The following is a 25,667-nucleotide window of genomic DNA, read 5'->3' as shown; positions in this document are numbered from 1 at the left end:
CGAAAGTAACTATCACCTAATGAAAAACGGATACATCTTGCTGTTTATAATGAAAAATCAAAGTAGTTTCGCTTCAACAAGCGTGGAACGGCCATAAGTGTTTCATACTTCACACTTTTTTCGAGCTTTGAGCAATCTATTAAAAATAGATGATCCTCGATTTCTTTCACTGTATGATCTGTTTGATAGGTCATACCGCATTCTAAGCAATGAATGGATGGTGTTTCTAGTATTTCGATTGCAATTGTTCCATCTGGAAGTTCCCAATAGACTGTGTTGCTCGTTTCCCTTGCTGTGTCAGATTCGCACCATTGACAAATCAAAATTACTCCTCCTTTGCTCCCACTGTTTCATATTTCTTCATTTGCGATTGGAACTTTTTCTCTTTTAACTCGTCTCGTTTGTCACGTTTATCTTTTAATGAACTATGCTCCGTATTTTCGTTATACGTTTTGCGGCGATCTAAACGTTTCAATCCTTCTGGTGTAAGGTTAAATTTCGTATCATCAATAATGGATAGAACTCCATTACTTTCAAACTTTTCAAACACTTCAGGATATACTTTTTTGTAGTAATCCTCTGCACTGCCTGACTGATAATTTGTTGGTTCTGGATAAGAGGTAATGACACCTTCAAAGTTACGTAATACGACTTTATTAGAACTTTGAGAAATGATATAGTTCGGTTGCAATGGAATTTTGCCTCCTCCACCCGGGGCATCAACAATAAATGTCGGAACCGCATATCCCGATGTATGACCGCGAAGTCCTTCCATAATTTCCAATCCTTTGCTGATTGGTGCACGGAAATGACCAATCCCTTCTGATAAATCACATTGGTAAATATAATATGGACGAACGCGAATTTTAACAAGGTCATGCATAAGCTGTTTCATAATCGGTACACTGTCGTTAATGCCTGCCAAAATAACAGACTGGTTACCAACAGGTACACCCACATTTGCAAGCATTTCACAGGCACGTTTGGATTCTTCCGTAATTTCAATCGATGTATTGAAATGTGTATTCAACCAAACGGGATGATACTTTTTCAAGATATTGCAAAGATTCTCGGTAATGCGCTGTGGGAATACGACAGGTGCTCTTGTACCAATACGAATAATTTCTACATGCGGAATCTCACGTAAATTCTTTAAGATATATTCTAAAATATTGTCATTAATAAGGAGCCCATCTCCTCCGGAAATTAACACATCTCGAATTTCTGGATTAGATGCGATATAATGAATCGCTGTGTCTAGCTGTTTTTTGGGTACACCCATACCGATTTGTCCAGAGAAGCGCCTTCTTGTGCAGTAACGGCAGTACATGGAGCATTGGTTTGTTACTAGGAACAACACTCGATCCGGATAACGATGTGTTAACCCAGGTACTGGTGAATCTTCATCTTCGTGAAGGGGATCTTCTAAATCATATCTTGTTTTATGCAATTCCGCAGAAATCGGAACAGACTGCATTCGTACCGGACATCTTGAATCATCACGGTCCATAAGCCATGCATAATAGGGTGTGATGTTTAATGGGATGGTTTTTGTTGAGATTAAAACCCCTTCTTCTTCTTCTGGCGTTAAGTTCACTACTTTCTTTAAGTCTTCTAAATTTTTAATCGTATTCGTCAACTGCCAAACCCAATCATTCCATTGATCCTCTGTAACATCCTTCCAAAGCTCAATTTCTTTCCAATGTCTTTTTGGTTTGAATAAAGTGTTTCTCATCATAAACTCCTCCTAAAAATCAGTCTATTTTTTTCGGGTGATTTCTCCACTAATCATTACTAGATTAAGAAATTAGGTGTTCCATATAATAGCGATTTTCCCCTTCGCCAAATTCATTTAATCTCGTCTCTTTTATGACAAACCCTAACTTTTTATATAATTGGACGGCTGCTTTGTTTTGAGTACTGACCGTTAAGCAAACCTTCCGAAATCCATCTTGCTTTAAAATTGGATAAATGTCCTGTAAAAATAATTTCCCGATTCCTTTCCCTTGCTGGTCGGAGCGGACATAAAACCCGAAAATATAGGCTTTATGGATATCATGATAAGCTCTCATCACTTCGCAAATCGCAATCGGCTTTTGATCATTTTGCTGCCGGTATTGAATGAGTTTCCCGTAGCGTGTAAGCGGAACAAGCGTTTGTTCATCTACTGCTCCTAATCCCGGAAACGCATCTTGCTCAAGCTCCATCATCATTTTTAGCTGTTCTGGATTTAAAGAAGATGGTACTTCAACGTAATAGGTTTTGTTCAATGTTTCCATTTTTCTATCCCCCTCAAGTTTCCTTCATATTGGATATCATCCAGCGGCCAAATAGGCTTAGGGATGTAACGATAACTAAAAGTTGTTAAACGATTGGAGGCAACACCAGGTGCATCCACATAAATGATACGACCAACCATCGGCTCAAACGCTGCCCGAAAATGATTTTTAGCTTTTAATCCAAGAATTCTCTTTGTCGAGGGCTCAAGGCCAATATGACGAAACATTTCTGGATCATTCGCTGACATCGGCCTTCCAATAAGGAGGATATCCATCTTGCCAACTCGAATGTGAGCGGCTCCCTTTAAATCAACTCTTAAATGCTGATTGAACGGCCCAGAATTGTGAAATACACCGTCTGATAGAGCCACAACCGTTGCTTCGACCTGTATGGACTCCCCAAATTCAGGCGATACTTTCCCTCCTAGGGACAACCTTACCTTCTTTCCGGCACCCTTCTTACGACAAGCCTCGATGGATTCTGGATCGTAGAGCCCTCCAAAAAGCGTGTCGGGAATATTCATCTTGACCATCTCCCGAAGTAGCTCGGTTGTATCGCCGCTCCCGCAGCTTAGAGGGTTATCCGAGATGTCCGCCAGCACAACTGGTTTATCATCTTCCACCGACATCGCCAGTTCGAGTCCTTCTCTAACACCGGGTAAATCCATGATAAATTCTTCTCTTACACTCCAGAACAAGGTGGCCAATTTTTTGGCAGTCTCTTTACCCTTTTCAGGATCGACCGACACAACAAGTACACTTGCACCGACCATCGGAATATCCGAGTAAGGGAAGCCTCCAAATACGGACACATGATGAATTCCTTCTTCCTCTTCGGCTTGTTTCGCCCACTCTATCATTTTGTGCATCGGCCCTTCTGCCGTTCTCATATTGATAGAGGGCGGCATCATCGGCAATTTTTCAAAAGATGCGTAATAAGTGACCTCTTCTTTTACCTGCTTTAATAAAGCGATTGCCGCATGAACACCTTGTTCATACATATCAATATGGGGGTATGTTTTAAATCCAAAATGAAGCGGTGTATGATCAATCATTTTTCCACTTAAATTGGCGTGCATATCAAGTGTTGTCGCAATCGGGATATTCGGTCCAACCAATCCGCGAATGTTCCCCAGTAAATACTCTTCCGGATCATGGAGGTGTTCCACGACCATCGCTCCATGCAACGCAAGCAATAATCCGTCTAACCTCCCAGCCTCCCGGATGGACTGGAGCATTTGCTCTTCGATGATCGAATACGCTTTTGTTGATACTACGCCCGATGGGACCGCTGCCGCACAAAGCAGCGGTACGATTTCTACATCCCTTTCCTGTGTCAACACATCCAAAAACCCGCCCACTTCTGTTTTGGTTCCAGAATAGGCATCATATATTTGATCACCGATAAAGTAGCCTTCATTTCGAAACTGTTCAATTTCCGTTTTCATCGGGCTGAAACTGTGGGATTCATGGTAAAAGAATGCAATACCGATACGATGCTTTCTCATGTTATCCCCCCTTTGTATTTGAGACTTTTAAAGATTGCGTAGCCTTTCCATCAAATAAATGAGGAGAGGTTAACCGTCTATTGAGTTTTTATAGAACTTTGACCCTACCGATTAAACATTTTCGTTCATTAATAGTTCGTATAGATGGATTTCCACTCTGTCATGACATCGAATGCATGATGGGAAACTTCACGATGACCATTTCCGGACATTTTCATTCCCCCAAACGCTACACCCATCTCAGCATTGGACGTTCCGTTATTAATATAGACAAGCCCGCTTATCGCTTCCTTTGCAGCACGATTCGCATAATGAAGGCTCTCTGTATAAATAGAAGTGGATAGCCCATAGATCGTTCCGTTATTTACCTCCATGGCTTCCTCATAGGAATCCACTTCAATGATAGCGAGAACCGGACCAAATATTTCTTCCTGCGCGATCGTATGATGCGGTTTCACATCCTCAATGATTGTCGGCTCATAATAATAGCCACCCAATTCTTTCACACGCTGCCCACCTGACACGATTGTTCCGCCTTCTTCAATCGCTGTTTTCACATAGTTCTCGACGGTATGAAGCTGGTCTTCATTTACAAGTGGGCCCACTTGTATCCCTTCTTCAAGTCCATTTCCTATTTTCATAGACTGTGTTAGGTCTATTACTTTTTGTAAGAGCATCTCCTTTACTGGGCGTTCGACAATGACTCGGCTTGCCGCTGTACAGCGCTGACCAGTTGTCGTAAAAGCTGATTTTACGATTCCGTCTGCCGCTTTATCCAAGTCCGCATCCTTCAAGACGATCACTGCATTTTTTCCACCCAATTCCAATGAAATTCGTTTTAATGTTTGACAGCCCATTTCAGCCAGCTTTTGTCCAACTTCTGTTGAGCCCGTAAACGAAATGACTTTAACATCTGAATGCTCTGCGAGTGTTTGACCGACTGTTCTTCCTGAACCAGTAACTAAATTTACAACCCCTGGTGGCAACCCGACTGCATCTAATACTTCCACAAAAATCTTTGCCGATAACGCAACCTCTGAAGCTGGCTTCCATACAACGCTATTACCAGCAATCAGGGCAGAAAAAATTTTGTAGGAAGCAAGTGCAACCGGGAAGTTCCAAGGAGTAATGCACGCCACCACACCGAGAGGCTCACGGACCATTCTTACATTCCTGTCTGGGAAGCCTGCAGGGACCGTTTCACCAAAGAGCCGGCGTCCCTCGCCTGCCATATATTGGGCAGTCGCGATGACCACTCCAACTTCACCTAAAGACTCAGTTAGCACTTTTCCCATCTCCATGGTCATGACACGAGCAAGTACCTGTTTTCGTATGTCAAACAATTGGGCAGCTTTCAGTAAATAAGCCGCTCGTTCGGGAATGGGGATGTTCTGCCATTGTAAATACGCCTCATTCGCTTTTGTTACCGCTTCATTCACTTGCTCCGTTGTGGCGGCTGCACATCTGCCGACAAGTTCCCCCGTTGCCGGATTGAAGCTTTCAAAGTAGGACTGATTGGGAGCACTTACCCATTTCCCATTGATATAAAGCTCTCCCTGAAGAAAAGTTGTTTCGATTTGACTAGACATCAACCTGACCTCCTTTTTCTTGTCTTCCGAGGAAACAAAAATTAGTTTCCTGAAATGGTTTCTGTTATCACATCTTCTAGAATCGTTAACCCGCTATCAAGCACATCTTCTTGAATATTAAGAGGCAGCATTAATCGGATGGTTTGACCTATTACCCCGCAGTTCATAATGAGTAAGCCCTTTTCCAGAGCTTTCGATTTGATTTTCGGTACAAACAAAGCAGCAGCTTGCGAATCGAATTCAATCCCGATCATCATACCGATTCCTCGCACTTCAACAATGCCCGGTAAATGTCCTAGCGTGTTATGAAGTCTGCTGACAATCTTGGCACCGAGTTTAGCACTGCGTTCTACTAACTTCTCTTCCTCAATGACCTCAATGTTTGCCAATGCGGCAGCACAGGAAACGGGATTTCCTCCAAATGTCGAACCATGACCGGCTGTCGGCCATTTTTCATGAAGCTCACGACTTGCAACAATGGCGCCAAGAGGCATGCCACCGGAAAGCGCTTTTGCCAGTACTAAAATATCAGGAGTCACATCCGCATGCTCTGCCGCGAACATTCTACCTGTACGCCCAAATCCTGTTTGTACTTCGTCAAAGATCAGCAAAATGCCGTGTTCCTCTGAAATCTTTCGTAATTCCTGCAAAAAGCTTGGCGGTGCCGGATAATAGCCGCCTTCACCCATGACAGGTTCAATAATGATGGCCGCTACACGAGAAGGATCCACGCGTAAATCGAACAATTTTTGTAGCTGATTCAAGCAATATTCTTCCGCTTCTTCTTCTCGAATGTTTCTCAGCTGGCTGGGATACGGATAGGGAACGTGATGCACCTCGCCTAAAATCGGTTCATAATAACGACGGTATTTGGAGCTTGATGCCGTAATGGCTGTTGCTCCTAATGTACGGCCATGAAACGATCCTTCAAAAGCAATGATGGCGGGTCTGCCGGTCGCCGCCTTCGCGAGTTTAAGTGCCCCGTCAATTGCTTCCGCTCCCGAATTGGAGAAAAAGACCGTGTCTAGATTTCCTGGTGTAATAGTTGCAAGCTTTTCCGCCAAATTTGCTGCCGTTTCATAATAACCATAGTTCAATCCAAGATGAATCAAGGCTTCCGCTTGCTTTGTAATGGCTTCAACCATTTTTCTGTTCGTATGCCCGACTGCGTTGACAGCTACTCCTGAAACAAAATCGATATATTCTTCTCCGTCAGTCGTCCAAAATTTGGCGCCATGCGCTTTTTCAATAACAAGCTCCGTTACTCTTGTCATAACCGGTGATAGATGTTTTTGTGCTTTTTCCTTAATCTCATCTGTTTTATTTTGCAACTTCATACATCTCTTCCTTTCTTAATTGATCTTTGAATATCGTGAATGATTCGTCTAAAATTCTCACAATCTCATCAATTTCTGTTCTTGTCACATTTAAAGGAGGGCTGATGATGAGGTGCTCTCCTTTTGTACCGTCAATGGCACCTGAACCGGGATAAAAAACCGCACCGAGTTCCATCGCAATCCCATTCAATCGTTCGGCCGCTTTTTCAGACGGTTCAAACAACTGATCCTGCCTAGAATCCTTCACAAGCTCCATACCAATCAAAAGCCCTTTGCCCCGAACATCAGAGATATAAGCATGTTTTTGCTTCAGCTCCTCAAGACATTTGACAAGATAGGGACCTTGTATTTTGACGTTTTCTAGTACCATGTCTCGCTCATATACGTCCAATGCAGCAAGACCTGCTGCTACAGACACCGGATGCCCACTATAGGTGTACCCGTGAATGAATTTCCCGTCGCTGTTTTGAATGAGCCCCTCGATTAACCGATCATGAACAATCATTCCGGCGAGCGGTGCATATCCAGCTGAAACCCCTTTTCCGAATGTGATGATATCAGGCATGATCCCGATCTGTTCTGTCGCGAAATGGGTACCAGTACGGCCGAATCCAGTCATCACTTCATCGATAATTAAGACGATTTCGTAACGATCACACAGCTCTCGAACCTTCTTAAAATAGCCCGGCGGCGGTGGAACAGCACCTTGCTGGCTTCCAACAATCGGTTCGGCAATAAATGCCGACACGTTCTCAGGACCAAGTTCTAAAATCGTTCTTTCAATATCCGCTACACACGTCCAGTTTTGTTTAGAGAGACAATCGTCTTTTTGGCGATCGTATGGACATCGGTGGCAGTAGGGCGAATAGACATGGGCATAGTTTAAAAGATTAGGAGTGTATGCGTGTCTCCTTTTAACGTCTCCTCCTGCGGACAAAGAACCGATGGTGTTCCCGTGATACGACTGCCATCGCCCGATAACTATATGCTTTTGAGGTCTGCCGGAATCCCTATGATATTGCCTCGCCAGCTTCATCGCACTTTCATTTGCTTCGGAGCCACCGGTTGTAAAATACACTTTATTTAAATGGGCTGGAGCCATGTGTCCGATTATTTCAGCCAGCTCATGCAACGCTTTTGTCTCGAAGCGCATGGTATGGACGAAAGCTGCTTTTTTTGCCTGCTCTGCCATTGCCTCTCCTATAGAAGTAATCCCATGTCCCAAGTTAGCTGCAACCGCTCCTGAGCAAGCATCCATATATTTTTTCCCGTTCTCATCTACGAGATAGACCCCTACACCGTGAGTAATAATCGGGTACTGCTTTTTTAAATCACGATGAAACACGTAGTCTTTTTTTACTCCATCCATCTTTCCACCACCATTGCCATTCCTAATCCCCCCGCTACACAAATCGTGGCTAGGCCGTATTGCCGTTTTTGTTTTTCAAGCTCATGGCATAAGGTTGTGACGATTCTTGCACCGGTGCAGCCAAGTGGGTGACCTAAGGCAATCGCCCCTCCGTTCACATTCACGTTTTCCCCTTTCAAGCCCCATTCTTTTAAACAAGCAAGACTTTGAGCAGCGAATGCTTCATTTAATTCAATCAAATCGATATCTTCTAATCGAAGACCTGCCTTTGTTAACGCGAGTTGTGAGGCTGGAACCGGACCGATTCCCATTTCTTTTGGTGATACACCCGTTGCAGCAAAGGAACGAATTCTTGCCATCGGGATCACTCCAAGTTGTTTGGCTTTTTCCTCCGACATCAACAGCAGCATCGAGGCTCCATCATTTCTGCCGGACGAGTTTCCGGCTGTTACCGTTCCATCCTTTTGAAACACAGAACGTAATGTTCCTAACTTTTCAATATCCGTTAATCTTGGGTATTCATCTATCGCAAAGTGTCTGATCCCCTTTTTTCCTTCCTTTACCGGAACAGGAATGATTTCTTCATCAAAACGACCCATTTCAATGGCACGTTTCGCTTTCAGCTGACTCGTAAAGGCAAATTCATCTTGTTCATGGCGGCTAATGTTATATTTTTCTGCCAGCCACTCAGCTGTTTGCCCCATCGTGAAACGACCATATATCTCCTCTGGCTGTGATTTTGGCTGACTCTCCGTATTTGAATCATACAGGGTCATATTTCCCATCTTTAGACCGAATCGAGTGTCAACCGAATAATGAGGAGCTTGTGACATGCTTTCGACACCACCTGCTAAAACGACGTCCGCTTGACCAGTCAAAATCGACATGGCCCCGTTCATGACGGCCTGCAAACCTGAACCGCACTGACGATGGACGGTATAAGCAGGAATTGATTCTGGAAAATGAGCGTGTAATGCTGCAACTCTAGCAATATTCGGAGCATGCGCACTCTGCTTGGTTTGGCCGACGATGACTTCATCGACAATATGGGTACCGTAACCAGAAGCTGAAAGATTATTTTTCATAATGAGAGATACGAGCTCTTCCGGGCGCGTATCCGCCAGTGATCCGCCGAGGTTTCCGATAGGAGTTCGGAATGCATTTACGATTACAACCACTGTGCCATCACCTCTTTGCCATTTTTGAAAGATTCAGCAACACGGAACGGGGCGTCCGTTTTCTGTTGAACTTCCTCAAGGGAAACTCCAGGGGACAGCTCCAAAAGATGAAGTCCATCTTCCTTTACAGTGAACACCGCTAAATCGGTAATAATAACATCTACTTTTCGTTCCGATGTGATCGGATAAGTTAATTCCTTTACGATTTTTGACACTCCCTGATTAGACGTATGCAGCGTTGTTACGATGATCCTTTTGGAGCCTTCCAATAAATCCATCGCCCCGCCTACTCCAAGAACATTTTTTCCTGGAACGGCCCAGTTGGCGATCCGCCCCATTGCATCGATTTGCAACACACCGAGAATCGAAACGCTTACATGTCCTCCGCGAATCATCGCAAAAGATGATGCGCTATCAAAAAAGGATGACCCCTCCAAAACGGTGACAGGCAGTTTCCCTGCATTAACAAGATTGGGGTCAATATGCTCTGGATCAGGGCTAGGACCTACTCCAAGGATGCCGTTTTCCGAGTGTAAAAAAACGTGAACGTCTGATGGAATGTAATCTGCCACCAGCGTGGGAATCCCTATACCCAAATTGACGATATCGCCATTCTTTAATTCCTTCGCCGCTCTTGCAGCAATGTATTGTTTCGCGTTCAAGCTAGTTCCCGCCCTTCACAACGATAAAGTCAACATATAAATGAGGGGTTACAATTTCTTCAGAAGAAATTTCGCCTACCTCCACCATCTCATCCACCTCTGCAATGACCACATCGGCAGCTGTTGCCATCATCGGATTGAAGTTTCTTGCCGATTGGTTGTATATGAGATTTCCTAAGCGATCCGCTTTTTTCGCTTTAATGAGAGCAAAATTAGCTTTAAGTGGTTCTTGGAACACATATTTTTTACCGTTCAGTGTACGCTCTTCTTTGTTTTCAGCCATTTTTGTTCCTACGCTGACCGGTGTATAAAATCCTCCTAGTCCCGCACCACCCGCTCGAATCGCCTCAGACATCGTTCCTTGAGGGAGAAGCTCCACTTCCAATTCCTTATCCTGAAAGGCTTTAACCACCTCCGGATTGCTAGTAAAATAAGAACCTATCGCTTTTTTCACTTGTTTTTGCCGAACTAACACGCCAAGACCTCTACCTGGTTCACCAAGGTTATTACTAATAATCTCTAAGTCTTTCACTTCCGACTGAGCCAAAGCAGCTATTAAACTAAGCGGACTTCCTACAAGTCCAAATCCACCTACCATAATTCGTGAGCCGCTTGTAACCTTTTTTACAGCTTCTTCGCATGTAATCAGCTTGCTCATCTTTTTCCCCTTCCCTCTCTTAGATTTTTGTGGATGTAACATTTGGGAAATATAAAAAACCGAGCCAAACATAAATCCTCTATAAGAATGTCGTTACAAACGAACATTCCTTACAAAGAGTTCATGTCTAACTCGGTTTTAATAAGACCATGGGAAGAGGTTATCTTCCCACTTTATTATAACCAAACGTTATATATTCATTTGCTTCACGTTATCCCAGTAACGTTGAACTGCAGCTTGTAGAGCTACAATGATCGCTTGCTGGGATGGAGCAAAGTAAAAGCTTTGAATTCGTTTAATCAGCTGCTCAACACCGTCTAGAAGACAGTAGCCTAACAGAAGTTTTTGAAAATAATTTTTCGTTAGTTCCGTTACGAATGTGAATTCAGCTCCGACAATTTTATGATCATTCAGGTCGACTTCTAGTACAATTCCTGCATGCTTATACATTTCATACATGGAAGTTCCCTGTGGAGCTTTTGCATATCCTGTAACAATCACTGTTTCCAGTGTTTGCATGCGCTAGACCACCTTTCAAAAACCAACGGATCATTTTCTTTTTCTAACACGAGTATATAAGTCAGAAAAATGAATGTCAATAAAAATATACTAAATTTTCAAAACTATAAAAACGTTTTCATTAACAAATAAACAGCCATGATTTGTAAAGTGAGTATACCAACCTAAAGCATAAAAACCCGCTTACCATCCACGATCCTGCATACGTGCTTCAGGAGACAGTGTTGAAATTTCAATTCCCTTCATTGCAACTCCAAGATCTTTTGAAATCTCCGCTATTAGTTTGTAATCCTGGTAATGGGTAGTGGCTTCAACGATTGCTCTAGCGAATTTTGCTGGGTTATCAGATTTGAAGATTCCTGACCCAACAAATACTCCATCGGCACCTAATTGCATCATAAGTGCAGCATCAGCAGGCGTTGCTACTCCACCAGCTGCAAAATTCACAACGGGTAGTCGACCAAGACGCTTAATCTCTAGAAGAAGTTCATAGGGAGCCCCAAGTAGCTTAGCCTCTGTCATCAATTCATCTTCATTCATCGTAGCAACTTTACGTACTTGTGCATTTACCTTACGGATATGACGAACAGCTTCTACAATATTACCAGTTCCCGGCTCTCCTTTAGTACGAAGCATGGATGCCCCTTCACCTATACGGCGTGCTGCCTCGCCAAGATCACGACAACCACAAACAAAAGGTACCGTGTAAGCATTTTTATTTAAATGATATTCTTCATCTGCTGGTGTTAATACTTCACTCTCATCAATATAATCAACGCCCATTGCTTCAAGAACTCGGGCTTCTACGATGTGTCCGATACGTGCTTTTGCCATAACTGGAATGGAAACCGCATTCATAACTTCTTCAGTAATACGCGGATCTGCCATTCTTGCTACTCCACCAGCTGCGCGGATATCAGAAGGAACTCGCTCTAATGCCATTACGGCTACGGCCCCTGCTTCCTCTGCTATTCTTGCTTGCTCAGCATTCACAACATCCATAATGACGCCGCCCTTTTGCATTTCAGCCATGCCTCTTTTTACACGATCCGTACCTGTTTTCATTGTGAATTTCTCCTTTCATCCACCTAATAAGTATACGCTTTTACTTCGCTTCAAAAATAGTAATCAGATTTACAAAACGTGAGCCTTCACATTTGGAAGATACCCGTTAAAGGTAACTTTGCAAATATTTTGAAGTTTTTACTATTTTAACAAATAAACATGCAATTTCTGTGCCAATATTAAAAACCCTTATTTGTGAACTTTTTGCGAACAAATTATGCCAAATTTCTTGGCACTAACCTGCTATTTTTCTGCACTTTACCTGCAAAAAATCTTTCCAATCCGCTGGATACAGTTCATGTTTTCACTTGACTTTTTACTATTAAAAATTGAGAGATAATGCTCTTATTTGTAAAACGGATACCCTTTTTTATAAGTAATACATCGACAACCTTCTATTTAAAGCGTTTAAATTCTACACATAAAAAAAGGGATCCTCTATAGAGGTCCCCTTAAAAAACCTATTATTGTTTCCAAACTAATTCATAAATTTATTAAATGAAAAATGTCGAGTTGCTGAATTTTTGCCATTTTTCAAAACCGAAGTTTCAATCAGAATCCCTACTTGCAAAGCAGGAAGGATTTCACTGTTGCTGTATCTCATAAATTCTTTTTCTGATTCACTTTGTCAATAAAAACAGCTGTTTTTTTCTTTAAAAAGATTGATAGAATGATAGCAGCAAAAAATGCGCCCACAAGAGAACTAAAAATAAATAAAGGGATAAATCCAAACAGAGTCGCTTTTTGCCCCAGCAGTAATATGGCCATCGGGTACGCAAGAATGGCCCCAATGATTCCCGTACCTATTACCTCACCTAAAAAGGCCATATAAATCTTACTTGTTTTTAAAAAGAAAAGAGAAGCCAAAAATGCTCCAACCATACTTCCTGGAAAAGCAAAAACTGAGCCGGTTCCCATGATGTTTCTCAATATAGAAACACTTAGTGCTTGAGCAACTGCATAATATGGACCTAATAGGACCGCGGACAACACATTGATAAAATGCTGAATGGGAAATACCTTTGTAAATCCAATTGGAATATAAAAGATATTACTCGAAAGTGTCCCAATGGCAATCATCATGGCTGTTAATGTAAGTTTGTTTGTTTTTCTCATTTACAAAATCCTCCTATTTATTAATAAAGTACTTAATGGTTCTTTTAGGGCAAGAACAGTCTTAAACCATGTAGCACCTGAACAACCAGATGATAAATCCGTACGAAATCGTGATGAACTGTACAAGGGAATACTCTGGAACAGTTTCTTTATATAACAAAAAACCAGCTCCAATTCATTGGACCCGGCCTTATTAGTTTTAGAATGGTTACATTCATATACTGGTTGGCTACTTTCCTACGCTGGTATAATCCAGATCAGGTCCAAAGGGTTAAAAAACTTTACGTTTTTCTCTCAGCCTGAAGAAAGGGCACCCCTAGTAGAAGTTAGTTATTTAATTAAGCATTATAATAATCCAATAACTCCATTTCGTAAAGGTATTTGATCTTATATTAGAGGAGTCCCATTGACTCTCACCCAAAATATATGGATGTCTCAAGTCCCTGCTTTTTCACAAAAAACCCAAGTGTGAAGAGACTTAAAAGTCATTTACGGGTGATTCATAAAGGTAATAAAAACAGAGACCGGATTCATTCAGAATCCGGTCTCCTATATGCTGGACAGACTTTGTCTAGGACCTATAAGGTAAAGGCTATCCCCGTTTCACTTGTAAATTTAGGCAACCATTCACCATGTGCTTCAATTAAGTCATCACATAGAGAGATAATGTCGTCCATGGATAACTCAGCCGCGGTATGTGGATCAAGCATAGCAGCCTGATAAATATATTCCTTTTTCAACGTGATGGCTGCTTCGATGGTCAGAAGTTGCGTGTTGATATTCGTACGGTTTAAGGCTGCGAGCTGCTCTGGAAGGTCTCCCACATAGGTTGGGGTGATTCCGCTGCGGTCCGCGATACAAGGAACCTCGACACAAGCTTTCTCTGGAAGATTGCTAATTAGTCTTCCGGTATTTAAGACATTTCCGCCAAATTTAAACGGAACATCCGTCTCAATTGCTTCAATAATGCGCGATCCATATTCACGAGAACGAATATGATTTAAGGAATGATTGTTCACCAGATCCTCTCTCATGGCTACCCAATCATTAATTTGCCTTTCACAGCGACGTGGATATTCATCAAGCGGAATATTGAAACGCGCAATTAACTCAGGGTAACGAGATTTGATAAAGTACGGGTGATATTCCGCGTTGTGTTCAGATGACTCAGTCACATAAAACCCGAATTTATCCATTAATTCAAATCGAACCATATCGCCATGCTTTGTTTTTTGCAATTCACGGGCTCTTCTCTTAATTTCAGGATACAGGTCAACACCATCCTTGCTAACCTCAAGCAGCCAAGCCATGTGATTGATCCCGGCAATTTTCTCCTTCACACCTGTCCGGTCCATCCCCAATGCCTCAAATAATTCTTTTGTACAAACCTGCACACTGTGACATAGGCCGACTGTTTTAATATTTGTATAACGGTTCATGACCCCAGTCAAGACAGCCATCGGGTTGGTATAATTCATAAATAAGGCATCCGGACAAACTTCTTCCATATCCTTTGCAAAATCAAGCATTACCGGAATCGTTCGTAGGTTACGGAATATCCCACCGATTCCGACTGTATCAGCAATGGTCTGCCGTAAACCGTACTTTTTCGGAATTTCAAAATCAATCACGGTACTCGGCTTATAGCCGCCTACCTGGATTGCATTGATTACATATTTCGCTCCTCTTAAAGACTCCTTCCGATTCGTATACGCTTTAATCGTAAGGTTTTTCCCGAGAATTTCCTTTAAATTGTTCAGCATTTGTTCGGAATCTCGCAAACGCTGTTCATCAATATCAAATAAGGCAAATTCAAAGCCGTCCAACGCGTCAACAAACATGCAATCTCCTAATACATTTTTTGCAAATACGGTACTACCTGCGCCAAGAAAAGTAATTTTAGACATAAGGGAACCTCCAATTTTTTTAAGTGAGTTTTAATAGCTGTTTAGTAAGTTATTACACTTTGATTTTATAAACCAGACTTCCAATTGATGACTTCGATAGATATGAAGCTTTTTCTCGTAGATTATCCTTTAACCGATCCAGATGCCAACCCTTTAACAAAGTGCTTCTGCAATAGCAGGAACAAAACGACCATTGGAAGGACAGCCATGATGGCTGCGGCAGCAACAAGATTCATTCGGTTGGCATTTTCCCCAAAGAATCCTGCCAGTGCAACGGTACTGGTCTTCACTTCCTCTGCTTGAAGGAAGAAGATGGCAAATTGGTAATCGTTCCAGATGAATACGCATGAAATGATTAAAATAGATGCCGTAACCGGCTTTAACAGAGGGAATACAATCCGGAAAAAGATCCCGAGTGTACTGGCACCATCCATTTTTGCGGCTTCTTCCAATTCCTTTGGGATTGTCGAGCGAATAAATCCTGAATACAAGAAAATGGTTAATGGAAGGAATGACGCCACGTTATTCAAGATGGCAATTTCGAGAGTGTTCATCATTCCGATGTCGACTACAAGCTTATATAATGGAACTAAAGCAGTTAAAGGTGGTATCACCATCACCGCAATAAATATCATGAAAACAAACTTATTTAGCTTCGTCTGCCTTCTGGCCAAGGGATAGGCGGCCATCGAGCCAAAAACAATCAATAATAAAGCACTTACAAAGGTAATAATCGAGGTATTCGATAGCGCATTGCCAAGACTCGCCGTTTCCCACGCCTCCGCAAAGTTCTCAAACGCCAGCACCTTGGGGAACACCCATTTCGAGCTAAAATCTCCCCTTTCCTTTAACGATGTCGTAATCAAAATATAAAAAGGGATTAGGTGAAAGGCTGAGATCAAAAGAGCGACTCCTGAGAGTAACCACTTTTTCTTTTTACCCATATAGTCCATTACGCCTCAATCTCCTTTCGTTTGAAGTACACAAGCGCTGCCAGACTAAGAATCAAAATGATGATGGCCATAAATACACCTTGCGTCGCTGCATATCCCGCATCCTGTCTATTAAAATATAAATCATACATAAACGTGGACATGGATTGCGAAGCATAGCCCGGTCCGCCCCCTGTTAGCGAGATGATCACATCGAACAATTTTAATCCCCCAATAATGTTAATAACCATGTTGATGGTGATGGAAGGCATTAACATCGGCAAGGTAATATTTTTAAATTGCTGAAAACCAGACGCTCCGTCAATTTGTGCCGCTTCGTAATAATCCTTTGAAATACTTTGTAACCCAGCGAGGTAAATAATCATCGCAATCCCGACAAACTGGAAGGTATTAACGAACACGATCAACCAAATATTAATTTTTGGATTGCCTAATGCATTAATTTTATCCAATCCGATAAATACAAGCAGATCATTCAGTGCCCCGCCTTGGAAGGCAAAGAAAAAATAGAAGATGTATCCCATAATTAGCGGGCTGATAATAACCGGAAGGTACACAACCGTCCTGGTAAAATTCCTCATATGAATGCTTTGATTTAATAAAAGTGCGTACCCAAGACCAATCACATTTTGCAAAATGGTACTGCCGACACCATATAACAGGGTATTTTTTACTACCAGCCACGTATCCGGGTCCTTCAGCATCCTTGTATATTGACTGAATCCAACGTAGTCGTACGTTTGTGAAAACCCGTTCCAGTTTGTAAAAGAAATTTTAATTCCGTTTAAAAAAGGATAAAGGATGAAAAAGCAGACAGCAGCTAGAGCTGGAAGATACATCCACCACAGCGAAGATTCCTTCCGACTTTTACGGTTCCTTTTCACTTCTACAGAAGAGCCGGCCATCGACTTGCTTCTTGTCTCCACTCCTATCAACGTCACCAACTCCTAGAATGTTAGATTAGGAGGAGAGGCGCTACCCTTCCTCCATCACAAAACTATTTCTTCTGCGCTAGCAATCTCTTATATTCCTCTTCCATCTTTTTTGAAACCTCGTCCGGTGTCATTGTTCCAGATAATAACTCTTGACCAGTTGCACCCATTGGATCCCACATGCCGCTTGGAAGGTAAACCCTGTCGAAGTAAGGTTCAACTTTCACATCCTTGTACTTTTCGTAGTATTCAGAGTAATAGTTTTTCGACTCCGCATTGGTCAGACCACTTGGAAGAGACGTCCCCTCCGCAATCTCTTTCACCATCTCCGGTTGTGAAATGAATTCCAGGAACTTTTTCGCTTCGTCTTTGACTTTAGAATCTTTCCAAACGGCTAAGGTATGACGCTCCCCACCAATCCAACTTGGCTCGTCGCCTTCCTCGATCACAGGCATGGGAATGACCCCAAGCTTGACCTCTGGGTTTAACTCTTCCACAGAAGGACCAAGCATCCCGCCGCCAACGATAAATCCAATTTTGTTCTGCGCCATTAAGTCGACCATCTGATGATTCTGGGCCGTCAATATATCTTCATTAAGGAGCTTCTTATCGTGCATTTCCTTTAGTTTTTCTGCTAAAAACGTGTAATTTGACCAATCAAACGTCCCATCTAGTAATTCTTTTTGGAAATTTTGTTCTCCAGTAATTAATAGTGGTGTGGAAAACTGATCAAAATACTGTCCGAATGCGGATTTATCAGAACCAGCAAACCAAAGTGGAGTTACTTCGCCCTTTCCTTGTTTCTTGATTGTTTCAAGTGCTGTCACGAACTCATCAAAGGTGGTTGGCGGCTCAATTCCATATTCCTCTAGCAATGTTGCGTTATATGTAAGTCCGTCTTTTGCCTGGTTTAGAGGGTACGCATAGACTTTTCCAGATTCATCTTTTAAAATCTGCTCCAGTGCCGGATCAAGATCCTTCACCCAGTCCATATCATTTAAATCTTCTACATATTCCCCGTAACGGTGAATCGCCCAGCCGTGGGTATCAAATAAGTCAGGCATATCATTTGCCGCCATTTTGACTCGCAGCATTCCTTCATACCCGTCAGCAGGATAATTTTCTTTAATATCGATATCAGGATGTTCCTTTTCAAACTTTTTCACCACATTTTGCAGAGTGATTTTATCTGCTTCATTCGTTACAGTCGAATACAAGTTTACAACCGTCTGATCACTGTTTGCTTCATTCCCACCGGAAGCTTTATTGCATCCAGTCACAATTGTTGTCAACGCGGCTGCAAACACCACCGTTTTTAAAAGCTTTTTCAAAATAAACGCCCCCTCAGTCATTTTTGAAATAACAATAAGTGAAATTACCTATTAAACGAGTTCGTTTTCTTGCTGACGTTCGGGAGCAACTATATAATAGAGTTAGCTCCCGTTCAATCGTGGAGTAGTTTGTTAGTTTCCGCCCAATGCAATGTGATGGCAGTCACTTTGCACCCTGCAAGCTTTCATGCTGTGCAGGGTGGGCATTTAATAATTGAACAAGATCTACATGGTCGTAATTTTCATAACCACCTCCTTAAAAGTTATTTATTTTTCTTGCAGCTCTCCCGGATCACCAATTCGGTCGGCAGGGTCACGGTTAATGGAAGTTCCCTTCCATTCAGTCGATCTAGTAAAAGTTTTACTCCTGTTTTCCCCATCTCCTTCGTATGCACTCTGATGGTCGTCAAAGGTGTACTTGCGAACGATGCAGCTTCAATATCGTCAAAGCCGATAATAGCTACATCATCAGGAACTTTGAGATTGGCTTCTTGTAATGCTCTTAAGGCCCCAATTGCCATCGGATCACTGGCGATAAAAAACGCCTCGGGGAAATTCTTCCTTTCAATTGCTTTTTTCATTAAATCATAGCCTTGTGCCATTGAATACTCACCGATAAAGACTGTCTCCGGGTCAAACATTTTTTGTTCTTTCATCAATCGTTCAAAGGTGGTGAGACGTTTATCTTCAGAGTTGAACTTTTGATTTTTACTATGCTCCTTCTCCCTTCCTCCTATATAACCGATTCTCTTGTAGCCAGTTGATAATAAATGTTTGATTGCTTTCTCTGTCGCCTTTTCAAAATCAATCACAACCGCATCATACAAATCCTCGTTAGGTGAATGGTTAATGTACACAACATTTTCCACTTTACTGATGGCCTTGAGCGCCATCTCTTTTACCCTGCCGACGACAATGAGTCCATCAAGTCCGTCAATCATTTGATTAGTCTCCGTTTCATGTAAACGGAACGTAACTGTTCTGATTCCATGACTCGCTAGTTCCATTTCAATCCCTTGGCGGATGGATAGAAAATATGGATCACTGATCTCTTCGTCCAATGATTGGGTAACGATAATTCCGAAATGTTTCGAAGTCTGCTGTTTTTGTTTCAACCGTCTTTCTAAAATCGTTTCGTATCCAAGCTCCTTAGCAACTTGGATAATACGTTCCCTCGTTTCAGCCTGAACGGAAATCGAATCATCGTTATTTAAGACCCGTGAAACGGTAGATGCTGATACATTCGACTTGTCCGCAATATCCTTTATAGTTGCCATCTCATAACCCTCTTCATGTTCTTTTCGACACCCGTAAATTTTTACTTAACAATAACTAAAATATTTACTGGATATATTCGAATAATATCATCTTATGGAAGTGCTTACAAGTATAAAAACTAACTTTTCTAAAAATTTATACAGTTATTTTATTGAATAAACACTGATATAGTACGATTTTCTTATTAATGATCAATTTACATCTGGTAAATTATTTAGTAATATCCTACTTGAATCGTTCCACAGTTAATAATATTTCTGACTAATCCATAGCCTTTTTCATTTCAGAAAATGGATAATTGGAAATTTGTAAGGCTACTACGGTTTACCGGAACTGGTGTTCGGTATTAGTAATATTAAAAAAACCAGGAATAATCCCTAGTTTTCATTCATATTAACCTGGTACCTCTGTTTTTTGAAGCGTAAAGATTTTCGATTGTACGGTTCAATAAGCAAGAAGTTAAAATTGAGTTTTCCATCAGTATATCTTGAGGCCTAAATATGTTCCCCCTATAACCAATGGTAAATATATTGTATTGGTGACATATAAATCATTTAGAATGAGGTGGAACAGTGTATTTTTTTAAACCTATTTCTGAAGAGGTTCGTTTATCTCAAATCATATTCAATAAACATAAAAAAACGTTCGGGCTCATTTTAGTATCTATTTTTGCTTGTATTGCTATTATCCTCGAGGCTGCTGGTGGCTTTTTTCCTGGTATAGGATATTTTTTAAGTCCACTTGCCACTGCACCTATTGAAATAACAATGCCATAAAGGCAGCACCTTGTTCATGCCTCACATTGACAAAGTGAATTTTTTTAGATTTTGATAACGAATCTGCTAGATCAAGAGTCTCTTTGCCTACAATCCCAAATACGTATTCTACACCTTCATTTTCCAAACAATTGACTATAACGTCCGATACCTTCATAGAGGCCTCCTTATAAGACTTGTTCTTGAGGATTCAATAATCGAATAGAATCTTTACTGTTTATTGTCCTTTATGTGGTAAATATAAAAAGTCTTTCTTATTTAGTTTGATTTAATACCTTGAAAAACAAATAACCAAGAGAGCGCGATTGCTCCCTTGGTTTTCATTTCGAATCCATTAAATCTATTCATTGAACAATTTCAAAAACAGTGCCTTGGTTAAAATCAGTCACTTTCATGGAGCCATAAACACCTAAATATAACCTAGTTTGGTTCAGATTTGTTCCCAAAGAAACATAATAGGCCGATTGAGACCCAAAATCATAATCGGTTTGAATTACACTAAAATCATTTTGTTTACCATCGGGTCTTACACTGGTATATGCTAAAGCCCCTCTAACCTGAGGTTGAGAGTCTTTCCGGGCAAGATCGGTAAACACAACACTTCCTGTTAAACCAGGGATTGTATTTCCCATATATGGCTGAATTCCTGTAAGTGCTGTTCCTCCCATTTTATTGGGTCTGTTATCTTGATGAAAATAGCTAGTTAAATGCTGAAGACGACTCGCTGAAAGTGCTACTGTTTCATCGTAATAAGCAATCGTTTTCTCATCTAAATTTGAATTACCTGTACAGCGACTAATGGTCGAAGTAGGAAAAGCACCTTCCCATCCCCGCCAGCCAAAGTTAATAAATCCTTCTTGGTTAGGCTTAGAATTCATAAAAGAAGCTTGAATAAGCTGGGGAACCGGTATAGGTTTATAAAGAACGAATGAAAAAATCGACTCGACCAAATCTTGTCCGACATTTCCTGCATATTTAATATACTGCTGATTAAGCTTTTGAAATGAAATGCCTGATATATTGCGAACACCTTTGGCCATAACCGTGAGCGTATCCTGAATAGTTGGGGGAAGTTCATTAAAACGAGTGACAATGGCTGGATTATTAATGGATGTATTCTTACTTACATCTATTTCAATTATTTTACCAGCGATTTCTAAATCGTCTTGGCTTAAGTTAAATGGATCATAAGCTGCCCCACCATCTCCGGTTGTTAAAACAAGTTTTCCTGTTTCAGGTGAAAAGTTTAAACTATTGAAACCATTATGATTGGAAAATGGTCTTCTTAAGTTAAGTAATGTCCGTCGTTTTTGAGGTTGACCATTCGATTGTAAAATCCATTCTTCAACTGTATCAATATGATCATATTGAGTTTCTCTATTTAGCCACCTTAGGTTTAAAGTACTAGGATCACACGGGTCAGGTTTAAAACCTTCCGGATGAGCACCTGGACCTTGTGTTCCAGCTACTGAATAATGAAGATAAAACAGACCGTTGTAATAAAAGTTGGGATGAAAGGCTAGCCCTAGCAATCCTCGCTCATCATATCCACCACTAGAAGAACCTAGTTTAATAACTCGGGTGCGAATATCTAAAAAAGTCCTAATCTCTCCGTTTCCTATATAAAAGATTTCTCCTTCCTGAGTTGCAATAAATAATCTTTCGATTGAGTCGCCTGGAAGTATCGTGGTTTTCAAAACAGTAGGTAAATTTATCTTACTTACAACGGGCTGTAATCTAACTCTTATATTTCTCAACTAGCTAGCCCCTCCTTCTTAGTTTTTTCTTTTATAAGAATATGAATAGAACGGTTCTATAAGTACCAAATAAGGACCGGGGTATCTGACCAGGCTCCTCAAACTTCCAAATTTTTTAGAATACAAAGGGATGCCCATTAAGAGGCATCCCTTTTGCACTGATTTTATTTTAAATGAGTAATAAATAATCAGTTAGCCCTTTTAAACATTAAGATAAACTCCCCTTCAAGCAAACAGATTTTTATTATTAAATCTGTCTACCTAAAGGGAAGTATATCAGTTGTCGACTCTCCACCTCAGAAGTTGATACATCTAGGTTCAAGGGGTCAGAACTTATCGGTTGGGGGATCAGGAAAGCACCCGAGCTGAAAAATAGCCGGAGAGATTCCACTTATTTATTAATTATGACTAAATAAAGTAGAAATAGATGGAGAGACTCCGCCTATTGGCTCGAAAAATTCAAAAATGGAGGATTTTGCTTTGAATAAGCGGAAAACCTCCCCTTATTTACCCCGAAACGTGGCTCCATTCTGCATCTAACCTAAAATTCTCCGCTTATTTTACTTTTGTTAATTACTCGATTAAGAGTTTTACTTTTTTATACCAATAACGATGCCAATACGACTGTCATTTCTGCACGTAATTTATGAAAAGCACTTCAAAACGGAACCCTTGATCTTTTTTCGGAGGTCCTTTCATCAAATCACTTTTCTTTAACACTAGTACGACTGTTGGGCTTTTGTCATTTTATTATTGTTTTTTAAAAAGCGTATTTCCTTTCTTTTGTTTGGACAGATACCCATTTCATTGTTGTAAATTCATCGACAACCCATGGGTTTCCGAAACGGCCCATTCCACTTGATTTGTTACCACCGAATGGAATGTTAGGTGCATCATTGACTGTTTGATCGTTAATATGTGTCATTCCTGCATCTATCTGAAGGGCATATTGTTCCCCTTTTTCTAGATCACTTGTAAAAATAGCCGAGCTTAAACCTGCTTGAGTATCATTTGCCATTTTAATAGCTTCTTCATCATTTTCAGCTTTAATAATGAGTGCAATTGGTCCAAATAATTCTTTCTGAGCAAGTTGCCCATCGTTCTTTACATCTGTAAAAATAGTAGGTGTTAAAACATTTCCTTCACGTCTTCCCTCAAGGGCTACGGTTACTCCTTCTTTTTTCGCTTCCTCAATATAACCTAGCGCTTTTTCGATCTGACGTTCATTAATAAGTGGTCCAATGATTGTACTTGGATCCAGTGGATTACCTGTAGTCAATTGTTTTGTTCGCTCTACAAATTTTGAAACAAATGATTCATACTGGTCTTTATGCACAATAATCCGGTTAATAATCATACAAATTTGCCCTTGGTGAATGTATTTTCCAAATATCGCTGCATGAACGGCCTGGTCCACGTTTGCATCAGATAACACAACAAATGGACTGTTTCCTCCTAGTTCAAGTGCTACCCGTTTTAAATTTCGGCCAGCAACTTCACCGATATGTCGCCCAACTGCTGTTGAACCCGTAAAGCTAATTAAACGTGGAATGGGATGTGTCAGCATATCGTCACCTATCTCCTCGACATCGGTTAATAGCATATTGAACACTCCAGCGGGGAGACCCGCTTGTTCAAATGCTTTTGCTAGTACAACACCACCAACTAAACCGACTTGAATATCCGGTTTATGAACCACCGCATTACCTAGTACAATTGCTGGTGCTATCGTTCTCATTGATAGGTTCATTGGAAAATTAAATGGAGAAATAGATAAAATGACGCCCAATGGTAAACGATAAATTCGATTTACTTTTCCTTCTACACCAGTTGAGACTTCACGTACATGACAAGCTTCATCAGCATAACGAAGTGCTTCTTCCATTACTTCAAGCGTAAGATGAAGTTCGACATTCGCTTTTAAAATGGTTCCACCTGTCTCACGGCTGATTAGCTGAACAATTTCTTCCCGATTTTCTTTTAAGTAAGCAATTGCTTTTTCTACGACTACTCTTCTCTCTTCTACATTTGATTTTGCCCATTCCTTTTGCGCTGCAGCAGCCGTTTCAAATGCTTGTTCCATCTGTACTTTGGATGCAATATTCATTTCAGCAATAACCGAGTTATCATAGGGGTTCAAATCTCGATATACACGTCCACTGTCCCCACTTACCCATTCTCCGTTAATGTAACTTTTTGATAATAATTCATACTGTGACATAGCTATTCTCCCTCCGCATACATTTCATTGTACTCCTTCCAACCAAGTGCAAAAATCTGCCGACAAGATTAAAAATGATGTCTTGTCGGCTCCTTTATCAATCTAGGTTTCTTTTGATTCATCCTCGGTATCTCTATTTCCATGACTACAACTAGTACAGTGACCATATATTATGCTGGACTTCTCTGAGGATATAAATTCGATAACCTGTTCACATTGTTGACAAACGAGTTGTGTCATCTGTTCATTCCCCTTCCTGTTAATTACCGATTTAAAAACTCACGTACTGTTTTCGCAATCCCCTCTGGATCCATGCCATAGTATTTATACACTTCATTTGGCTCACCTAATACGGCAAATTCATCTGGTAAGCCGATGCGCTTAAACTTAGTGGGAATATTTGATTCTGCGATGATTTCCGCTACTGCTCCACCTAAACCTCCATTGATACTTTGGTCTTCCACCGTAATGACACATCCCGTTTCATTTGCTGCCTTTAGAACGGCTTCTTCATCAAACGGTTTAATGGTATGCATATCTATTACTCTTGCAGAAATGCCGTACTCTTCTAATTTTTGTGCTGCCTTCAATGACCAGTATACTGAGCTTCCTGTACCGATTAATGTTAAATCTGAACCTTCTTTAATGGTAATGGATTTACCAAATTCGAATTCGTAATTATTATCCGCATATACATCTGGCTCAGCACCTCGGGCAATACGGATAATCATAGGGCCAGGATAGTTCATTGACTGTCTAACAACTTTCGCACATTGATTGGCGTCTGCTGGGCAAACAACCGTTAAATTTGGTACTGCACGGTAAAACGAAAGATCTGCAATTGCATTATGAGTCGGTCCTCCACCTGACGTTACGCCAGCATGGGTTCCGATTAAACGAACGGGTACATCGTTATAAGCAATATCTGCATGAATTTGGTCTGCTGCACGAAGTGGTAAAAATGGTCCAAATACTTGTGTAAAAACTACTTTTCCTGATAGCGCAAGACCTGCAGACAACCCAACCTGATTGGCTTCAGCAATTCCAACATTGATACAACGTTCTGGATACGCTTTCATTAATTTGCCGACTTCAGATGATGGAGCGACGTTGTCTGAACAAACAAACGCAAAGTCCATTCCCTCATCCGCCATTTTTCTCAATTCTGTTCCATATACCTCACGTGCCGATGATAATATTTGGTCAAAGTTCAAGCTCACTTCTACAGCCAT

Annotated in this window: 23 protein-coding genes, 1 pseudogene and 1 riboswitch; of the genes and pseudogenes, 1 reads left to right on the top strand and 23 read right to left on the bottom strand. The window is 41.1% G+C overall.

The annotated features are described in order from the left end of the window. Window positions 1-44: 44 nt before the first annotated feature. From BKO01S_RS07345 to BKO01S_RS07260, 18 genes are all read right to left on the bottom strand, one after another. On the bottom strand, window positions 45-323 hold the full coding sequence (locus tag BKO01S_RS07345) for a YokU family protein (RefSeq protein WP_066051075.1): 279 nt from the start codon (window positions 321-323) through the stop codon (window positions 45-47). A gap of 2 nt (window positions 324-325) precedes the next feature. Beyond that, entirely contained in the window at window positions 326-1,735 is a 1,410-nt protein-coding gene (kamA, locus tag BKO01S_RS07340) for a lysine 2,3-aminomutase (protein WP_066051072.1), read from the bottom strand. A 64-nt stretch (window positions 1,736-1,799) separates the two neighbouring features. Beyond that, window positions 1,800-2,279: a GNAT family N-acetyltransferase gene (locus BKO01S_RS07335; RefSeq protein WP_066051069.1), complete on the bottom strand. Its 480-nt coding sequence runs from the start codon at window positions 2,277-2,279 to the stop codon at window positions 1,800-1,802. Then, window positions 2,267-3,787: a M81 family metallopeptidase gene (locus BKO01S_RS07330; protein ID WP_066051067.1), complete on the bottom strand. Its 1,521-nt coding sequence runs from the start codon at window positions 3,785-3,787 to the stop codon at window positions 2,267-2,269. The genes BKO01S_RS07335 and BKO01S_RS07330 overlap by 13 nt, the downstream gene beginning before the upstream one ends. Before the next feature lie 128 nt (window positions 3,788-3,915). Next, complete coding sequence (locus tag BKO01S_RS07325; protein WP_066051064.1) at window positions 3,916-5,376, bottom strand: aldehyde dehydrogenase family protein; 1,461 nt, start codon at window positions 5,374-5,376, stop codon at window positions 3,916-3,918. Window positions 5,377-5,417: 41 nt separating this feature from the next. Beyond that, window positions 5,418-6,713, bottom strand: coding sequence for an aspartate aminotransferase family protein (locus tag BKO01S_RS07320; protein WP_066051061.1), 1,296 nt, complete (start codon window positions 6,711-6,713; stop codon window positions 5,418-5,420). After that, a complete protein-coding gene (locus BKO01S_RS07315; RefSeq protein WP_066051056.1) occupies window positions 6,697-8,082 on the bottom strand; it encodes an aminotransferase family protein in 1,386 nt (461 codons plus the stop codon). Before BKO01S_RS07315 ends, BKO01S_RS07320 begins: the two co-directional genes overlap by 17 nt. After that, the gene (locus BKO01S_RS07310; RefSeq protein WP_066051054.1) at window positions 8,070-9,260 is read right to left on the bottom strand and encodes a thiolase family protein; all 1,191 of its coding nucleotides are present in this window, start codon (window positions 9,258-9,260) and stop codon (window positions 8,070-8,072) included. Before BKO01S_RS07310 ends, BKO01S_RS07315 begins: the two co-directional genes overlap by 13 nt. After that, entirely contained in the window at window positions 9,251-9,922 is a 672-nt protein-coding gene (locus BKO01S_RS07305) for a 3-oxoacid CoA-transferase subunit B (RefSeq protein WP_066051051.1), read from the bottom strand. Before BKO01S_RS07305 ends, BKO01S_RS07310 begins: the two co-directional genes overlap by 10 nt. 1 nt (window position 9,923) lies before the next feature. Beyond that, complete coding sequence (locus tag BKO01S_RS07300; protein WP_066051325.1) at window positions 9,924-10,580, bottom strand: CoA transferase subunit A; 657 nt, start codon at window positions 10,578-10,580, stop codon at window positions 9,924-9,926. 189 nt (window positions 10,581-10,769) lie between these two features. Beyond that, entirely contained in the window at window positions 10,770-11,099 is a 330-nt protein-coding gene (locus BKO01S_RS07295; RefSeq protein WP_066051048.1) for a DUF3870 domain-containing protein, read from the bottom strand. A 183-nt stretch (window positions 11,100-11,282) separates the two neighbouring features. Then, a complete protein-coding gene (gene pdxS / locus BKO01S_RS07290; RefSeq protein ID WP_066051045.1) occupies window positions 11,283-12,164 on the bottom strand; it encodes a pyridoxal 5'-phosphate synthase lyase subunit PdxS in 882 nt (293 codons plus the stop codon). 600 nt (window positions 12,165-12,764) lie between these two features. After that, window positions 12,765-13,280, bottom strand: coding sequence for an energy coupling factor transporter S component ThiW (thiW, locus tag BKO01S_RS07285; RefSeq protein ID WP_066051044.1), 516 nt, complete (start codon window positions 13,278-13,280; stop codon window positions 12,765-12,767). 217 nt (window positions 13,281-13,497) lie between these two features. Next, a riboswitch (TPP riboswitch) is annotated at window positions 13,498-13,608 on the bottom strand. A 250-nt stretch (window positions 13,609-13,858) separates the two neighbouring features. Then, entirely contained in the window at window positions 13,859-15,187 is a 1,329-nt protein-coding gene (locus BKO01S_RS07280; protein WP_066051041.1) for an alpha-glucosidase/alpha-galactosidase, read from the bottom strand. Window positions 15,188-15,309: 122 nt separating this feature from the next. Further along, window positions 15,310-16,140: a carbohydrate ABC transporter permease gene (locus BKO01S_RS07275; RefSeq protein WP_066051040.1), complete on the bottom strand. Its 831-nt coding sequence runs from the start codon at window positions 16,138-16,140 to the stop codon at window positions 15,310-15,312. Then, complete coding sequence (locus BKO01S_RS07270) at window positions 16,140-17,045, bottom strand: carbohydrate ABC transporter permease (protein ID WP_066051323.1); 906 nt, start codon at window positions 17,043-17,045, stop codon at window positions 16,140-16,142. The genes BKO01S_RS07275 and BKO01S_RS07270 overlap by 1 nt, the downstream gene beginning before the upstream one ends. A gap of 92 nt (window positions 17,046-17,137) precedes the next feature. Continuing rightward, window positions 17,138-18,403: an ABC transporter substrate-binding protein gene (locus tag BKO01S_RS07265; protein ID WP_066051037.1), complete on the bottom strand. Its 1,266-nt coding sequence runs from the start codon at window positions 18,401-18,403 to the stop codon at window positions 17,138-17,140. Window positions 18,404-18,666: 263 nt separating this feature from the next. Continuing rightward, on the bottom strand, window positions 18,667-19,680 hold the full coding sequence (locus BKO01S_RS07260) for a LacI family DNA-binding transcriptional regulator (RefSeq protein ID WP_066051034.1): 1,014 nt from the start codon (window positions 19,678-19,680) through the stop codon (window positions 18,667-18,669). Between the two features lie 573 nt (window positions 19,681-20,253). Between BKO01S_RS07260 and BKO01S_RS07255 the strand changes: the two genes are divergently transcribed. Further along, complete coding sequence (locus tag BKO01S_RS07255; protein WP_066051031.1) at window positions 20,254-20,457, top strand: hypothetical protein; 204 nt, start codon at window positions 20,254-20,256, stop codon at window positions 20,455-20,457. Here the strand turns inward: BKO01S_RS07255 and BKO01S_RS07250 are convergent. The 5 genes and pseudogenes from BKO01S_RS07250 to BKO01S_RS07235 form a co-directional block, all read right to left on the bottom strand. Beyond that, window positions 20,450-20,614, bottom strand: a pseudogene (locus BKO01S_RS07250) (thiamine pyrophosphate-binding protein); the annotation flags it as partial. The gene BKO01S_RS07255 and the pseudogene BKO01S_RS07250 sit on opposite strands and share 8 nt — an antisense overlap. A 187-nt stretch (window positions 20,615-20,801) precedes the next feature. Continuing rightward, window positions 20,802-22,214: a PQQ-dependent sugar dehydrogenase gene (locus BKO01S_RS07245; RefSeq protein WP_066051023.1), complete on the bottom strand. Its 1,413-nt coding sequence runs from the start codon at window positions 22,212-22,214 to the stop codon at window positions 20,802-20,804. Window positions 22,215-22,974: 760 nt separating this feature from the next. Next, window positions 22,975-24,435, bottom strand: coding sequence for an aldehyde dehydrogenase family protein (locus BKO01S_RS07240; protein WP_066051021.1), 1,461 nt, complete (start codon window positions 24,433-24,435; stop codon window positions 22,975-22,977). Window positions 24,436-24,537: 102 nt separating this feature from the next. Next, window positions 24,538-24,675: a GapA-binding peptide SR1P gene (locus tag BKO01S_RS24275; protein WP_157077320.1), complete on the bottom strand. Its 138-nt coding sequence runs from the start codon at window positions 24,673-24,675 to the stop codon at window positions 24,538-24,540. A gap of 23 nt (window positions 24,676-24,698) precedes the next feature. Continuing rightward, window positions 24,699-25,667: a transketolase family protein gene (locus tag BKO01S_RS07235; RefSeq protein ID WP_066051018.1), complete on the bottom strand. Its 969-nt coding sequence runs from the start codon at window positions 25,665-25,667 to the stop codon at window positions 24,699-24,701.

Origin of the sequence: Robertmurraya korlensis NBRC 107688 (genome assembly GCF_001591645.1) — a bacterium.
Taxonomy (GTDB): Bacteria; Bacillota; Bacilli; order Bacillales; family Cytobacillaceae; genus Robertmurraya_A.
The sequence above is the reverse complement of the archived record's forward strand: the minus strand, read 5'-3'. Positions and strand labels throughout refer to the sequence as shown.

Bases quoted from the DNA above. Each gene is read 5' to 3' on its own strand.
- kamA (WP_066051072.1), bottom strand. From the start codon at position 1,735: ATGAGAAACACTTTATTCAAACCAAAAAGACATTGGAAAGAAATTGAG.
- BKO01S_RS07335 (WP_066051069.1), bottom strand. From the start codon at position 2,279: ATGGAAACATTGAACAAAACCTATTACGTTGAAGTACCATCTTCTTTA.
- BKO01S_RS07330 (WP_066051067.1), bottom strand. From the start codon at position 3,787: ATGAGAAAGCATCGTATCGGTATTGCATTCTTTTACCATGAATCCCAC.
- BKO01S_RS07325 (WP_066051064.1), bottom strand. From the start codon at position 5,376: ATGTCTAGTCAAATCGAAACAACTTTTCTTCAGGGAGAGCTTTATATC.
- BKO01S_RS07320 (WP_066051061.1), bottom strand. From the start codon at position 6,713: ATGAAGTTGCAAAATAAAACAGATGAGATTAAGGAAAAAGCACAAAAA.
- BKO01S_RS07315 (WP_066051056.1), bottom strand. From the start codon at position 8,082: ATGGATGGAGTAAAAAAAGACTACGTGTTTCATCGTGATTTAAAAAAG.
- BKO01S_RS07300 (WP_066051325.1), bottom strand. From the start codon at position 10,580: ATGAGCAAGCTGATTACATGCGAAGAAGCTGTAAAAAAGGTTACAAGC.
- BKO01S_RS07295 (WP_066051048.1), bottom strand. From the start codon at position 11,099: ATGCAAACACTGGAAACAGTGATTGTTACAGGATATGCAAAAGCTCCA.
- pdxS (WP_066051045.1), bottom strand. From the start codon at position 12,164: ATGAAAACAGGTACGGATCGTGTAAAAAGAGGCATGGCTGAAATGCAA.
- thiW (WP_066051044.1), bottom strand. From the start codon at position 13,280: ATGAGAAAAACAAACAAACTTACATTAACAGCCATGATGATTGCCATT.
- BKO01S_RS07280 (WP_066051041.1), bottom strand. From the start codon at position 15,187: ATGTCTAAAATTACTTTTCTTGGCGCAGGTAGTACCGTATTTGCAAAA.
- BKO01S_RS07275 (WP_066051040.1), bottom strand. From the start codon at position 16,140: ATGGACTATATGGGTAAAAAGAAAAAGTGGTTACTCTCAGGAGTCGCT.
- BKO01S_RS07270 (WP_066051323.1), bottom strand. From the start codon at position 17,045: ATGGCCGGCTCTTCTGTAGAAGTGAAAAGGAACCGTAAAAGTCGGAAG.
- BKO01S_RS07260 (WP_066051034.1), bottom strand. From the start codon at position 19,680: ATGGCAACTATAAAGGATATTGCGGACAAGTCGAATGTATCAGCATCT.
- BKO01S_RS07240 (WP_066051021.1), bottom strand. From the start codon at position 24,435: ATGTCACAGTATGAATTATTATCAAAAAGTTACATTAACGGAGAATGG.
- BKO01S_RS24275 (WP_157077320.1), bottom strand. From the start codon at position 24,675: ATGACACAACTCGTTTGTCAACAATGTGAACAGGTTATCGAATTTATA.
- BKO01S_RS07235 (WP_066051018.1), bottom strand. From the start codon at position 25,667: ATGGCTGTAGAAGTGAGCTTGAACTTTGACCAAATATTATCATCGGCA.